This is a genomic window from Paraburkholderia nodosa (genome assembly GCF_001718195.1).
Taxonomy (GTDB): domain Bacteria; phylum Pseudomonadota; class Gammaproteobacteria; order Burkholderiales; family Burkholderiaceae; genus Paraburkholderia; species Paraburkholderia nodosa_A.
On the sequence record NZ_MCNV01000003.1, the window covers coordinates 248,369 to 262,369 of the forward strand.

Consider the following 14,001-nt stretch of genomic DNA (forward strand, 5'->3'; position numbering starts at 1 on the left):
GATCGTGCGATTTTACGGTGGAAAAAACCCGGGCATCAAGCCCGGGCGCCGAAAAATATCTCTAATTTCACGGCCCAGGGGGTCCTACCAGGAGGTGATAACTGCCCCGCCGAACGTCGTTTCGACGTAGCGCTTCACTTCCGGCGAGTGGTACGCGGCGACCAGCTTCGCCACCCAGGGCTTGTTGCGGTCGGCCTCGCGGATCGCGAGGATATTCACGTACGGCCCCTTCGGGTCTTCGATTGCGATCGCGTCCTGTTTCGGCTTCAGGCCCGCTTGCATGGCGAAGTTCGTGTTGATCGCGGCGGCGTCCACGTCGTCGAGCGAACGCGGAATCTGTGCGGCGTCGAGCTCGACGATTTTCAGCTTCCTGGGGTTTTCCACGATGTCGAGCGGCGTCGCCTTCAAACCTGCGTCGGCGCGCAACTTGATGAGACCCTGGCTCTGCAGCAGCAGCAACGCACGGCCGCCATTCGTCGGATCATTCGGCACCGCGATGCGCGCGCCCGGCTTCAGTTCGGAGAGCGATTTGATCTTCTTCGAGTAGATGCCCATCGGGAACGTAACGGTGTCGGCGATCTTGATCAGCTTGTAGCCGCGATCCTTCACCTGCGCGTCGAGATACGGCGCGTGCTGGTAGCTGTTGGCGTCGAGATCGCCGCCCGCGAGCGCCGCGTTCGGCTGCACGTAGTCGGAGAACTCGATGATCTTGATGTTCAGGCCGCTCTTCGCGGCCACGCTCTTCACGACTTCCATCACCTGCTCGTGCGGGCCGCCCGTCACGCCCACCTTGATGGTTTCGTCCGCGTGCGCAGCAAGCGGTGCGATGAGCGAAGCCGCGCCAAGCGCCGCCGCGAGCCGGATCATGAAACGACGTTGCATATCCAACCTTTGTCTTGTGTAGTTATGTTGATCGAAAAACCGCTTGTTTTAAGGCCTATTTGTGGCTCAGGCGCCGCACGAGCCAGTCGCCGAACGACTGCACGAGCTGCACGAACACGATCAGGATCACGACCACGATCAACATGACTTCGGGTTCGAAGCGCTGATAGCCGTAGCGGATGCCGAGGTCGCCAAGACCACCGCCGCCGATCGCGCCGGCCATCGCCGAATAGCCGACGAGCGAGATGAACGTGATGGTGAGCCCCGCCACGACGCCTGGCAGCGACTCGGGCAGCAGCACCTTGAAGACGATCTGGCTCGTGCTCGCGCCCATGGCCTGGGCCGCTTCGATCAGGCCGCGATCGACTTCGCGCAGCGCCGTTTCGACGAGCCGCGCGATAAACGGCGCAGCGGCGATGGTGAGCGGCACGACGGCGGCCGCCGTGCCGATCGACGAGCCGACCACGAGGCGCGTGAACGGAATCACGGCAACGAGCAGGATGATGAACGGCGTGGAACGCACGGCATTGACGATCACCCCCATCACGCGATTCGCGGCGATGTTCTGCAGCACGCCGTTGCGGTCGGTGAGATAGAGCAGCACGCCGAGCGGCAGGCCGATGGCCGCGCCCACGAGTCCCGAGATGCCCACCATGACGAGCGTCTCCCAGAACGACTGGACGAACATGTCGAACATTTCACTCCACATGGGACAGTTCCTCCACCACGACGCCTTGTTCGCGCAGCCACGCCATGGCCTGCGCCACCTTCACCGGATCGCCGCCCGCGAGCACCGCGAGCGAGCCGAACGCCTGCCCCTGGATCTCGTCGATCTGGCCGTGCAGGATGTTGAAATCGAGTTCGAAGCGGCGAATCGTCTCCGAGAGAACCGGCTGATCGACGCCCGTGCCCTTGAACGCGAGGCGCAGCAAGTGGCCGCTGCCCTTGGCGAGATGCTCGGCCACGCGCGCCTTGAGCGCGGGCGGCAATTCCTGGGCGATCACGTCGCCGAGCAGCGCGCGCGTGACTTCGTGGCGCGGCTGCAGGAACACGTCGATCACGGGACCGCTTTCCACCACGCGGCCCGCGTCGAGCACGGCCACGCGGTCGCAGACCTGTTTGATCACTTCCATCTGGTGCGTGATCATCACGATGGTCAGGTTCAGTTCGCGATTGATCTTGCGCAGCAGGTCGAGAATCGCGCGCGTGGTTTCGGGGTCGAGCGCCGAGGTCGCCTCGTCCGAAAGCAGCACCTTCGGCTTGCTCGCGAGCGCGCGCGCAATGCCCACGCGCTGCTTCTGGCCGCCGCTGATCTGCGAGGGATAGCGGTCTTTCTGCGCGGTCAGGCCGACGAGTTCGAGCAGCGGCAGCACCGTCGCTTCGATCTCGGCGCGCTTCACGCCGGCCAGTTCGAGCGGCAGCGCGACGTTGTCGAACACGGTGCGCGACGACAGCAGGTTGAAGTGCTGGAAAATCATGCCGATCTCGCGGCGCGCTTCGCGCAGCTGGGCCGAAGAGAGCGACGTGAGCGTGCGAGCGTTGACGACGATGTCGCCTTCGGTGGGCCGCGTGAGCAGGTTGATGGTGCGCACCAGCGTGCTCTTGCCTGCGCCGCTGCGCCCGATGATGCCGAACACTTCGCCCGGCGGAATCGTCAGATTGACGTTGTGCAGCGCCTCGATCCAGCCTTGTGGGCCGGCGAAGCGCTGGGACACGTTTCGAATTTCGATCATGGAAAAAAAGCAAAACGGCGGGTGTGCCGCGCGCCGCTCGCGCAGGCCGCTCCTTTTCAGTAGCGGAAAACGCGTCGCGCCGGCAGACAGCCGCCGTTTGATGGACTGGATTTAGCCCCGCATTTTACCCTGGCACGCAAAATTCCTTTTAATAATCAATTTCGATAATTTCATAACTCATTTGCATTAGAGGCTTCTGGCAGCGCGTGGCCGCCCGCGCGGCCGCTACACTGCTGCCGACAGATTGATGCCGAAAACGAACTACCGTGAACCGCCACGCATTGCCCAAACAGGGAGCGAGATGGAGACCAGTCAGAACATCGCCATGGCGCAAGCCGCCGAACCCGCCGCGCAAGCGACGCTGCGTACGCGTGACGGCGTCGAGTTGCCGCTCTACGTCTGGCGCGCGAGCGCGCCGCCGCGCGCGGCCATCGCGCTGATTCATGGTCTCGCGGAACACGCGGGCCGCTATGCGGCGCTCGCCACGCGGCTGACCGCTGCGGGCATCGATGTCTACGCAATCGATCTGCGCGGCCACGGGCATGCCCGTGGCCGCCGCACCTGGATCTCGCACTTCGACGACTATCTCAACGACGCCGAGGCGCTCCTCGCCCACGCGAGCGCGCAATGCGCTGCACAGGGCACACCGCTCTTCCTGATGGGACACAGCATGGGCGGCGCGATTGCCGCGCTCTACGCCATCGAGCGCCTGCCGCAAACTCGCGTGCCGCTCGCGGGCCTGCTGCTCTCGAGCGCGGCGCTCGCGCCGGGCCGCGACGTGCCCGCATGGAAAATCGCCGCGAGCCGCGTAATCAGCGCAGTCTGGCCGACCTTTCCGGCCATGAAAATCGACGCGGCGCTGCTCGCGCGCGTGCGCGACGTGGTCGAAGCCAATCGCGCCGATCCGCTCGTGCATCACGGCGCGATTCCCGCCCGCACGGGGGCGCAATTGCTGGAAGCGATGAAGCGCATCGAGACGGGACGCGCGCAACTGCGGCTACCCGTGCTGATCTGGCATGGCACCGAGGACAAGCTCACCGAGCCCGAGGGCAGCCGCGCGTTCGGCGCGAACGTGGGATCGCCCGATCGCACGCTCACGCTATATGAAGGCAGCTACCATGAAACGCTCAACGACCTCGATCGAGAGCGCGTGATCGGCGCGCTGATCGACTGGATCGACCAGCACTCCTGAGCGGTCAGGCGCGTTACTTCGCGCTGCGTTTCTCGATGAACGCCTGCACGCCGTCGAGCGCTGGGTCGGTCATCATGTTGCAGGCCATGGTCTGCCCGGCCAGCTGATACGCGGCGTCGATGCCCATTTCGAGCTGCCGGTAGAAGAGCCCCTTGCCTGCCGCGACGGCCTCGCGCGGCTTCGCGCAGATGCTCGCGGCCAGTGCGGTCACGGCGGCGTCGAGTTGGTCGACGGGCACCACGCGATTCACGAGGCCTTCGCGCAACGCCTTCTCCGCATCGATGAATTCGCCCGTCATCAGCATCTCGAAGGCCGCCTTGCGCGAGACATTGCGCGAGAGCGGCACAGCGGGCGTCGAGCAAAAGAGCCCGAGATTGATGCCCGACACCGCAAAGCGCGCCGAGTCCGCCGCCACCGCCAGATCGCACATCGCGACGAGCTGGCAGCCCGCCGCCGTCGCCACGCCCTGGACGCGCGCGATGACGGGCTGCGGCATCTTTTGAATGGCGAGCATCATCTTCGAGCAGCGCTCGAACAACTTCGTGTAGTACTCGTGCGAGGGCGCCGCGCGCATTTCCCTGAGATCGTGGCCCGCGCAGAACGCGCGCCCTGCGGCTGCGATGACGACCACGCGCGCGTCGGATTGCGCCAGCGCGGCGAGTTCGCCCTGCAACGCATCGATGAGCGCCTCGGAAAGCGCGTTGAACGCATCCGGACGGTTCAGCGTGAGGCGCACGACGCCCGACACGCCATACGCATCGCGTGTAATTTCGACCAGCGCTTGCGATGAAGAGGGAATGGCACTCACGATGCGTGTCTCCTTCGTTCGAATGTGTGCGATGCGGGTCCGCGCTCTGGGCCGCGCCGGCCGCCTAGATATCCGCCAGCGCGCGCAGATGCGCCACCACGCTGCGGCCGAGCGCCGAGAGGTTATAGCCGCCTTCGAGGCTGCTCACGATGCGCCCCTTCGCATAGCGGCCCGCGATGTCGCGAATCTGGTCCGTGATCCAGGCGAAGTCGTCCTCCACGAGGCCCATGTTGCCGAGATCGTCTTCGCGATGCGCGTCGAAGCCCGCCGAGACGAACACCATCTCCGGTTTGAACTCGTGCAGCCGCGGCAGCCACATGATGTCGATGGCCTCGCGCACTTCCATGCCTTTCGTGCGCGCCGCGATCGGCAGGTTGACCATGTTCGGCGCCGGATTCTCGGCCCCCGAGTACGGATAGAACGGATGCTGAAAGAAGCTGCACATCAGCACGCGCGAGTCGCCCGCGAACGCGGCCTCGGTGCCGTTGCCGTGATGCACGTCGAAATCGACGATCGCCACGCGCTGGAGGCCGTGGACTTCGAGTGCATGGCGCGCCGCGATCGCGATGTTGTTGAAGAAGCAAAAGCCCATCGCGCGCGCAGGCTCCGCGTGATGGCCGGGCGGGCGCACGCTGCAGAATGCGTTCTCGTAGCGCCCGGCGAGGACCGCGTCGGTGGCCGCGATCGCCGCGCCCGCCGCACGCAGCGCCGCCTGCCACGTGTGCGGATTCATCAGCGTGTCCGGGTCGATGCTCGCGTAGCCTTCGCTAGGCGCCGTGTTGCGGATGAAGTCGATATGCGCCTGGGTATGCACGCGCAGGAGGTCCGCCTCGGTCGCGAGCGGCGCCGATTCGTCGCGCTCGATCAGCGCGTCGATGCGGCTCGCGATCAGTTGGTCTTCGATAGCCTGCAGACGCGCGGGGCATTCAGGATGCCATTCGCCCATCTCGTGCAGCAGAAAATCGGGGTGAGAGAAGAAACCGGTCGTCATGAGTCGCACTCGCCGCGGGCTTCGCGCATGCGCGCGGCCGCGGGTCTCCTTCTGTCTTTAGTCTGGCGGCACGCCGGCTGGCGCGCGAACAGACACCACGTTACCACAGCGACCTGGTGCTCACGCGCCACGCCGGCGCGCAACGGCCCGATTCCCCGAAGGCGCTCGGTTATACTGCCCGGGTTCTTCCTGGACCGCTCTCCCTCCGCTCTCTCATGACCCTCAAGACCGCTCTGTCCGCCTCCAGCCGCCCACGTCGCACGACCTTCGCACTCGCGCTTTGCGTCGCGGCGTCGTTGTGCACCGGCGCGGCGCGCGCGCAAACTGCCGCGCCGAAATCGCGACAGACGCCGCTCACGCTCGCGCAGGCGCAACCGCAAACGCCGACGCAGGGCCAGACGTTCGAAGAGGAAATCGTCCCGCAGCGCTACGCGAACAATCCGGACGTCGACGGCTTCATCAACGACATGGTGGCGCGCTACGACTTCGATCCCACCGCACTGCATGCGCTGTTCGCGAGCGCGAACTATTCGGCGACGGCGGTGAAGCTCGTGACGCCCTCGCCCGTTCCGGGCGTGAAGAACTGGCGCGCATATCAGGCGCGCTTCCTCGACCCGGTACGCATCAATGCGGGGGTACGCTTCTGGCGCGCGAACCAGGCCACGCTGCAGCGCGCGTCGGAGGAGTTTGGCGTGCCGCCCGAGGTGATCGTCGGCATCATCGGCGTGGAGACGATCTACGGCCGCTACATGGGCAACTTCCGCGTGCTCGATGCGCTCACCACGCTCGCCTTCGATTATCCGGACACGCCGAACCGCGCCGAGCGCATGGCGACGTTCCGCAAGAATCTCGAGGACTACCTCGTGTGGACGCGCGACGCGCAGATCGATCCGTCGTCGGTGCTCGGCTCGTACACGGGCGCGATCGGCATTCCGCAGTTCCTGCCGAGCAGCATCGTGCAGTACGCGGTGGACTACGAGGGCAACAATCACATCGATCTGCGCGGGAGCACGGCCGACGCGATCGGCAGCGTGGCGAACTATCTGCGGCAGAACGGCTGGGAATCGGGGCGGCCCGTGGTGTGGAATATCGCCACCGATGCGGGCAGCCTCGGCATCGCCCAGGCCGCCGCCGACGGCAAGCCCGAACCGCGCTGGCCGCTGAGCCAGTTGCTGCGCTCGGGCCTCGTGCTCGACCAGCCGGACGTGGATATCGCCGCCGAGGCGGGCACGCCTGTCACGGTGATCGACCTGCCCTCGCCTGGCCGCGGCACCGAGTACAAGCTCGGGCTCAAGAACTTTTATGTGCTGACGCGCTATAACCGCAGCTTCTTCTATGCGCTCGCGGTGTATCAGCTGGGCATGCGCGTGAAAGCGCAGATGCTGGCGACGCAGCCAGGCGTGGGGGTGGGCCCGGCGAACGGAAACGGTGGAAATGGCGGCAACGGCGGCAACAACGGTGGCAATGGCAACGGGATGAACAGCGCCCCGAACGGCACGGGTGCGACGCCACCCGAACAGCAAGAGTAACTTCAGCGATACAAAGCAAAACGGCCTTCGGAAACATCGAAGGCCGTTTTTTTTGCGTCCACGCTTCAATCAGGCGGGAAACACACCCGTCGAGAGATAGCGGTCGCCACGATCGCAGACGATGAACACGATCGTCGCGTTCTCGAGCTGGCGCGCAAGACGCATCGCCACCTCACATGCGCCGCCCGACGAGATCCCCGCGAAGATACCTTCGACCGAGGCCAGACGGCGCGCCATGTTCTCGGCGGCGGCCTGGCTCACGCTCTCCACGCGATCCACGCGGCTGCGGTCGAAAATCTTCGGCATATACGCTTCGGGCCACTTGCGAATGCCCGGAATGCGCGAGCCCTCTTCCGGCTGCGCGCCGACGATCTCGATCGCCTGATTCTTTTCTTTCAGGAACTGGGACGTGCCCATGATCGTGCCGGTCGTGCCCATCGACGAAACGAAGTGCGTGATGCGCCCTTCGGTATCGCGCCAGATTTCCGGGCCGGTGGCCTCGTAGTGCGCAAGCGGATTGTCGGGATTGCCGAACTGGTCGAGGATAATCCCCTTGCCGTCGCGCTGCATTTGCTCGGCGAGGTCGCGCGCATATTCCATGCCGCCCTTGACCGGCGTGAGCATGATTTCGGCGCCGTAAGCCGCCATGCTCTGACGGCGCTCGACCGAGAGGTCCTCCGGCATGATGAGCACCATCTTGTAGCCGCGGATCGCCGCCGCCATGGCGAGCGCGATGCCCGTGTTGCCGCTCGTCGCTTCGATGAGTGTGTCGCCGGGCTTGATGCGGCCGCGCTCTTCGGCTTTACGGATCATCGAGAGCGCCGGGCGGTCCTTCACGGACCCAGCCGGGTTGTTGCCTTCGAGCTTGGCCAGCAAGACGTTGTTGCGGGCGCGGATTTCGTCGTCCGGCAGGCGGACGAGCTGCACGAGCGGGGTATTGCCGATCGTGTCTTCAATGGTCTTGTAGGGCATGGGGATGGCAGTGAGGCGCGATGACGTGACCCGTCGATTCTAAACCACGCGGGCAGCGACCGCAGGGGACCCATGACGCCGGTATGGACGCCGGCTGGCGACTCGACCATCATGGGCTGCAAAAAGCCCGCGGCCCGGGCCGCGGGTCAACGTCGCGGGTCGACTTCACCTGAGCGACACCTGAAGGAAACTGCGCCCCGCGACGGCGCAGCACGACGCGCGGGGTAACACACGAGCGCGAGCGGCCTGCTACTTCTTGACCGCCACGGCAGCCTGAGGTGCGCCCGCCTTCGCGGGCGTTGCCTGCGCAACCTTCGCCTGTGCTGCATGGGCATTCGCGGGACCGATCGCCAATCCTTCGGCCTGCAAACGTTCGACGGTATGGCCGCCCATGCCCTTCACGCGCTTGCCGAGGTCACTGGCATCCTTGTACGGGCCGTGCGCGCTGCGCTCGTCGAGAATGGCCTTGGCGCGCGCGGGCCCCACCCCCTTGATGCCGCGAAGCGCGTCTTCGTTGGCGGTGTTGACGTCCACGGCCGCAAAGGCGTGGCTGAATACGGCCAGAAGCGCGGCCGCCGCAAGGACTTTTCGGAACATGCTGGATCTCCCACAAAACGCCGGCGACCATCGCCGGCGAGGAGAGTCCAGTTTATGAAGTCAGGGCTTCGCGTTACACCTGGCCAGAAAGCCAACGTACGTAACGATCCACGCCTTCCTGCACCGTCAGGAACGGCGCGTCGTAGCCCGCTGCGCGCAGCTTCGACTGGTCCGCCTGCGTGAAGCACTGATACTTGCCGCGCAGCGCATCCGGGAACGGGATGTACTCGATCAGCCCTTCCTTGACCTGCTCCGCGAGCGAGAGCGCGGGCTTGCCTTCCATCGCACGCAGCGTGTTCACCACGGTCGTGGCGATGTCGTTGAACGGCTGGGCACGGCCGCTGCCCAGATTGAAGATGCCCGTCTTCTCCGGATGATCGAAGAAGAACAGGTTCACCTTCACCACGTCCTCGACCGAGACGAAGTCGCGCGTCTGCTCGCCCGGCGCATAGCCGTTGTATTCGCCGAACAGCTTCACGCGGCCTTCGGCGCGGAACTGGTTGAAGTTGTGGAACGCAACCGACGCCATGCGCGCCTTGTGCGTTTCGCGCGCACCGTACACGTTGAAGTAGCGAAAGCCCGCAATCTGGCTTTGCGCCGTGGGCAGCACGCGGCGGATCACCTGGTCGAACAGGAACTTCGAATAGCCGTACACGTTCAGCGGCGCTTCCACTTCGCGCTCTTCGACGAAGCGCGTCGAGCCGCCGTAAATCGCCGCCGACGACGCATACAGAAACTGCACGCGCTGCGCGAGGCACGTGTCGAGCACGGCGCGGCTATAGCGGAAGTTGTTGTCCATCATGTAGCGGCCGTCGGTTTCCATCGTGTCCGAACAGGCGCCTTCGTGGAACACCGCGCGCACGTCGCCGAAATCGCCGCGCGCAAAGCGCTCGACGAACTCGGTCTTGTCGATGTAGTCGTCGATCTCGCAATCGACGAGATTCCTGAACTTGTCCGCGCGGGTGAGATTGTCGACGGCGATGATGCGGTCTTCGCCGCGTTCGTTCAGCGCCTTGACGATGTTGCTGCCGATGAAGCCGGCCGCGCCGGTGACGATGAGGGTCATGATAGGTCTGCGGTGACGAGGTTCACGCGAGGTTGATGGCCCGCCGAAAAAACGCTGCGGAAATTCCGGCCGGGGTGCGAGCGCTGCACGCTCGCATGCGCAACATTATTGAAAGAGTTCGTCGTAGTCGACGGTGGCCGTGCCGAGCTTGCCGACCACGATGCCGGCCGCGCGATTCGCGAGCGCGACGCCTTCGACGAGCGGCAATCCCGCGCCCAGCATGACCGCGACGGTCGCGATCACCGTGTCGCCGGCGCCCGAGACATCATACACTTCGCGCGCATCGGCCGCCGCGTGCAGCGCGCCGTCATCGGAAAAGAGCGTCATACCCTCTTCCGAGCGCGTGAGCAGGAGCGCATCGAACTGCAGTTCGTGGCGCAGCTTCGTCACGCGCGCGTGCAGGTCCTCCTCGGTCTTCCACGTGCCCACCACTTCGCGCAGCTCCGCGCGGTTCGGCGTGATGAGGCTCGCGCCGCGATAGCGCTCCCAGTCGTCGCCCTTCGGATCGACGAGCACCGCCTTGCCCGCGGCGCGCGCCTTCGCGATCATCTGCGTGACATGCGTGAGCCCACCCTTCGCGTAGTCGGAGAGCAGAATCACGTCGTGCGTGGGCAGCAGCGCGTCGAAACGCGCGAGGCCGGCGAGCAGGATCTCGTGCGCGGGCGTGTTTTCGAAGTCCACGCGCAACAACTGTTGCTGGCGCGACAGCACGCGCAGCTTGATGGTGGTCGGCAACGCGGGATCGCGCTCGAGATACGCGTTCACGTTGCTTTCGTCGAGCAGCTCGACGATACGCTCGCCGGGTTCGTCATGGCCCACCACGCACAGGAGGCCCGCGTGAGCGCCGAGCGCCGCCGCGTTGCGCGCGACGTTCGCGGCGCCACCCAAACGGTCTTCCTTGCGCTGCACATGCACGACCGGCACCGGCGCTTCCGGCGAGATGCGGTTGACGTCGCCGAACCAGTAGCGGTCGAGCATGACGTCGCCCACCACCAGCACGCGCGAGGTCGCGAGCTTCTCGCGCGGCACGACGCGCACTTCCGGCGCGATGGCAGCAGCAAGCGCGGCGACGGGCGCGGCTTCAGGCTGCGGAGTTTGCGAGATTGACATGGGGCCGCCCAATCGAATGATAGTCAATGCCGAGCTCGGCCATGGCGTCGGGCTCGTAGAGGTTGCGTCCGTCGAAGATACGCGGTGCCTTGAGCACCTTCTTCAAATGCGCGAAATCGGGCGCCTTGAAGGCGGTCCATTCGGTGACGATCACGAGCGCGTCGGCACCCGTGAGCGCGTCGTCCTGGCTCGATGCGAACGTCAGGCGCGCGTGCTGCTCAGGCGCGTGTGCGAGATCGAGCGCGAACACGCGCTGCGCCTCTTCGGCTGCGACCGGGTCCCACGCCGCCACCGTGGCCCCGCGCGAGAGCAGGTCGGCGATCAGACGGCGGCTCGGCGCTTCGCGCATGTCGTCGGTGTTCGGCTTGAACGCGAGGCCCCACACGGCGAAGTGCTTGCCGGTGAGGTCGTCGCCGCACACGCTGGCGATCTTCTTCACGAGCACTTCCTTCTGGCCGTGATTGACCTCCTCGACGGCTTCGAGCACGCGCAGGTTCTGGCCCGACTCGGCGGCCGTGCGGATCAGCGCCTGCACGTCCTTCGGGAAGCACGAGCCGCCATAGCCGCAGCCGGCATAGAGGAAGTGATAGCCGATGCGCGGATCGGAGCCGATGCCGCGGCGCACCGACTCGATGTCGGCGCCCACGCGGTCGGCGAGATTCGCCATCTCGTTCATGAACGAGATGCGCGTCGCGAGCATGGCGTTGGCCGCGTACTTCGTGAATTCGGCGGAGCGCACGTCCATGTAGATCGTGCGTTCGTGATTGCGGTTGAACGGCGCGTAGAGGCGCTTCATCTTCTCGCGCGCCACGGTGCCGTTCTCGTCCTCGTCGAGACCGATGATGATGCGGTCCGGACGCATGAAGTCGTCCACCGCCGCGCCCTCTTTCAGAAACTCGGGGTTCGAGACGACCGAGAAGCGGTGATCCACGCTATGCGAGAGGCCGCGCTTCGCCAGTTCTTCGGCCAGCACGCCGTGCACGCGCTGCGCCGTGCCGACCGGCACCGTCGACTTGTCGACGACCACCTTGAAGCCGTTCATGTGACGGCCGATGCTGCGCGCCGCCTCGAGTACGTACTGGAGATCGGCCGAGCCGTCTTCGTCGGGCGGCGTGCCCACGGCGATGAACTGCACCTCGCCGTGCTCGACGCTCGCCGCGATGTCGGTGGAAAAGGTAATGCGCCCGGCCGCGCGGTTGCGCGCGATGAGTTCGAGCAGGCCCGGCTCGTGAATCGGGACGCCGCCGCCATTCAGGATATCGATCTTGCGCGGATCGACATCGAGGCAAAACACGTCGTGGCCGATTTCGGCAAGACACGCACCGGTGACGAGGCCGACGTAGCCGGTACCGACAATGGTGATCTTCATAGGCGCTCCGGTGACAGATGCGGATGTTGGAATGATTGTGGGCGCGGCCGGCTGGTGCCGGGCTGGGCACGCGCGCCCTTAAGGCTCAGCTCGACGCGGGAACCGGCTCGACACGGCGCGGCGCATAGGTTTCCCAGCCGCTGCAGCCCGGACACTGCCAGTAGAACAGGCGCGCCCGGAATCCGCAGTTCTGGCAGGTGTAGCGAGGCAGGTTCTTGGTGCGCTGCTGGAGCAGCTTGCGCATCAGCTCGAGTTCGCTGCGGCGCGGCTCTTCGGCCGTGGCCTGCTGCGCTTCGAGCAGGCGCGCCATGCCGGCGAGGTTCGGCGACTTCTGCATCTGCGTGCGGGCGAGCGCGTGCGCCGCATCGGGGCCGCGCAGCGCGGCGACATACTTGTAGGCGACGTCGAGCAGATCGTTCGACGGATACGCGTCGACCCACGTCGTGAGCAATTGTGCGCCCTCTTCGGCGCGGCCGAGGGTCTCGTAGGCCTTCATGACCTTTTCGGCGACGAGCGGCAGATAAGCGGGGTTTTGCGCTTCGACATCGCGCCAGTGGCCAAGCGCAGTCTCGCAATCGCCGCTTGCCGCATCGACGTCGCCTGCGAGGATCGTCGCGCGCACGTTCTGCGAATTGGCCTTGAGCGCGAGCGCCAGTTGACGGCGCGCTTCGTCGGGCTTTTTCTGCTGGAGCGCTTCCTGCGCGAGTTCGCAGTGGAACTGGGCGATCTCGAGGTCGAGCGACGCCGCGCCCATCGTTTCGAGATGACGTGCCGTGTCGATGCAGCGGTTCCAGTCCTTCTCGATCTCGTAGATCGCGAGCAGTGCACGCTGAGCGCCGAGCGCGAAGTCGCCCGACTTGAGCTTGCCGAAGGTCTCTTCTGCGCGGTCGAGCATGCCGGCCTTCAGAAAATCCTGGCCGAGTTCATAGAGCGCGTGGTCGCGCTCGTTCACGGGCAGGTCGGAACGCGAAAGCAGATTCTGATGCACGCGGATCGCGCGGTCGGTCTCGCCGCGGCGGCGAAACAGATTGCCGAGCGCGAAGTGCAGCTCGACGGTTTCGGGGTCGAGCTTGGCGACCTCGATGAACGCGTCGATGGCCTTGTCCGGCTGCTCGTTGAGCAGAAAATTCAGGCCGCGAAAATACGAGCGCGGCAGGTTGGCGCTTTCGGAAAGCAGTGCCTTCAGGTCGTAGCGCGACGCCATCCAGCCGAGCGCGAAAGCCACGGGAATGACGAGGAGCCACCAAAAATCGAGATCCATGCGAGCGATGGTATGAGCGGAAAATCAGCCGCACGCGCTCAGGCGCGCGGCACGGCAATACAAATCAGATAAGCGGCGGCAGCGGCGGCTCGACGCTCGGCGTGGGCGTTTCACGCGCCACCCGCAAGTCGCGCTTGAGGCGGCCGTTTTCCATGCGCAGCCGGAACACGCCGGGCAGCGCGGAAAGCAGCCCCGCCAGCAGCCCCACGACAAAAAACGCGAGGCCGATCAGGATCAGCGGGGCCTGCCACGAATATCCGGCCAGAAAGTTCAGCGTCGCGGTTTGCGTGTTGGCGAGCGCAAGGACGAGCAGCAGTACGAACACCAGCACACGGATCACCCAGGCGATCAATCTCATTGAAGGATTCTCTTGGCAGTTGAGAAAGGCGCCGGCACGGCGGACATGCTGCGCCGCAGCACAAGCCGCGCCGAAGTGTCCCGTATTGTAATTGAACGGCTCGCGGGCCGACACGTGTGAGCGAGCACTGAGC

At 65.4% G+C, this 14,001-nt stretch carries 14 protein-coding genes; 2 read left to right on the forward strand and 12 right to left on the reverse strand.

Features of this window, described 5'->3' with window-relative positions; all coding sequences use genetic code 11:
• Window positions 1-84 precede the first annotated feature (84 nt).
• The 3 genes from BFD71_RS07400 to BFD71_RS07410 are packed head-to-tail and all read right to left on the reverse strand — an operon-like array spanning window position 85 to window position 2,615.
• The gene (locus tag BFD71_RS07400; RefSeq protein ID WP_069262627.1) at window positions 85-882 is read right to left on the reverse strand and encodes a MetQ/NlpA family ABC transporter substrate-binding protein; all 798 of its coding nucleotides are present in this window, start codon (window positions 880-882) and stop codon (window positions 85-87) included.
• Window positions 883-937: 55 nt separating this feature from the next.
• Window positions 938-1,591 (reverse strand): methionine ABC transporter permease, encoded by a 654-nt coding sequence (locus tag BFD71_RS07405; RefSeq protein ID WP_069262628.1) that lies wholly within the window; start codon window positions 1,589-1,591, stop codon window positions 938-940.
• On the reverse strand, window positions 1,581-2,615 hold the full coding sequence (locus BFD71_RS07410; protein WP_069262629.1) for a methionine ABC transporter ATP-binding protein: 1,035 nt from the start codon (window positions 2,613-2,615) through the stop codon (window positions 1,581-1,583). Before BFD71_RS07410 ends, BFD71_RS07405 begins: the two co-directional genes overlap by 11 nt.
• Window positions 2,616-2,916: 301 nt before the next feature.
• Here BFD71_RS07410 and BFD71_RS07415 point away from each other — a divergent pair, with 301 nt between their 5' ends.
• On the forward strand, window positions 2,917-3,807 hold the full coding sequence (locus BFD71_RS07415; protein WP_069262630.1) for an alpha/beta hydrolase: 891 nt from the start codon (window positions 2,917-2,919) through the stop codon (window positions 3,805-3,807).
• Between the two features lie 13 nt (window positions 3,808-3,820).
• Here the strand turns inward: BFD71_RS07415 and BFD71_RS07420 are convergent, their stop codons facing one another.
• Window positions 3,821-4,606, reverse strand: a complete 786-nt coding sequence (locus BFD71_RS07420) for an enoyl-CoA hydratase (RefSeq protein ID WP_370684259.1) — start codon at window positions 4,604-4,606, stop codon at window positions 3,821-3,823.
• A 73-nt stretch (window positions 4,607-4,679) separates the two neighbouring features.
• Entirely contained in the window at window positions 4,680-5,606 is a 927-nt protein-coding gene (locus tag BFD71_RS07425) for a histone deacetylase family protein (RefSeq protein WP_069262632.1), read from the reverse strand.
• Between the two features lie 215 nt (window positions 5,607-5,821).
• Between BFD71_RS07425 and mltB the strand changes: the two genes are divergently transcribed.
• Window positions 5,822-7,135, forward strand: coding sequence for a lytic murein transglycosylase B (gene mltB / locus BFD71_RS07430; RefSeq protein WP_083245118.1), 1,314 nt, complete (start codon window positions 5,822-5,824; stop codon window positions 7,133-7,135).
• A gap of 69 nt (window positions 7,136-7,204) precedes the next feature.
• Here the strand turns inward: mltB and cysM are convergent, their stop codons facing one another.
• From cysM to BFD71_RS07465, 7 genes are all read right to left on the reverse strand, one after another.
• On the reverse strand, window positions 7,205-8,107 hold the full coding sequence (cysM, locus tag BFD71_RS07435) for a cysteine synthase CysM (protein ID WP_069262633.1): 903 nt from the start codon (window positions 8,105-8,107) through the stop codon (window positions 7,205-7,207).
• A gap of 249 nt (window positions 8,108-8,356) precedes the next feature.
• Window positions 8,357-8,704 carry a ComEA family DNA-binding protein gene (locus BFD71_RS07440; protein ID WP_069262634.1) on the reverse strand — a complete coding sequence of 116 codons (348 nt, stop codon included), beginning with the start codon at window positions 8,702-8,704 and terminating at the stop codon, window positions 8,357-8,359.
• Between the two features lie 73 nt (window positions 8,705-8,777).
• Window positions 8,778-9,770 (reverse strand): ADP-glyceromanno-heptose 6-epimerase, encoded by a 993-nt coding sequence (rfaD, locus tag BFD71_RS07445; RefSeq protein WP_069262635.1) that lies wholly within the window; start codon window positions 9,768-9,770, stop codon window positions 8,778-8,780.
• Window positions 9,771-9,875: 105 nt separating this feature from the next.
• The gene (gene rfaE1, locus BFD71_RS07450) at window positions 9,876-10,880 is read right to left on the reverse strand and encodes a D-glycero-beta-D-manno-heptose-7-phosphate kinase (RefSeq protein ID WP_069262636.1); all 1,005 of its coding nucleotides are present in this window, start codon (window positions 10,878-10,880) and stop codon (window positions 9,876-9,878) included.
• Window positions 10,852-12,249 carry a UDP-glucose dehydrogenase family protein gene (locus tag BFD71_RS07455; protein ID WP_069262637.1) on the reverse strand — a complete coding sequence of 466 codons (1,398 nt, stop codon included), beginning with the start codon at window positions 12,247-12,249 and terminating at the stop codon, window positions 10,852-10,854. The genes rfaE1 and BFD71_RS07455 overlap by 29 nt, the downstream gene beginning before the upstream one ends.
• Before the next feature lie 85 nt (window positions 12,250-12,334).
• Window positions 12,335-13,510, reverse strand: a complete 1,176-nt coding sequence (gene lapB / locus BFD71_RS07460) for a lipopolysaccharide assembly protein LapB (RefSeq protein ID WP_069262638.1) — start codon at window positions 13,508-13,510, stop codon at window positions 12,335-12,337.
• 64 nt (window positions 13,511-13,574) lie between these two features.
• Entirely contained in the window at window positions 13,575-13,868 is a 294-nt protein-coding gene (locus tag BFD71_RS07465; protein WP_028208175.1) for a lipopolysaccharide assembly protein LapA domain-containing protein, read from the reverse strand.
• Window positions 13,869-14,001 lie beyond the last annotated feature (133 nt).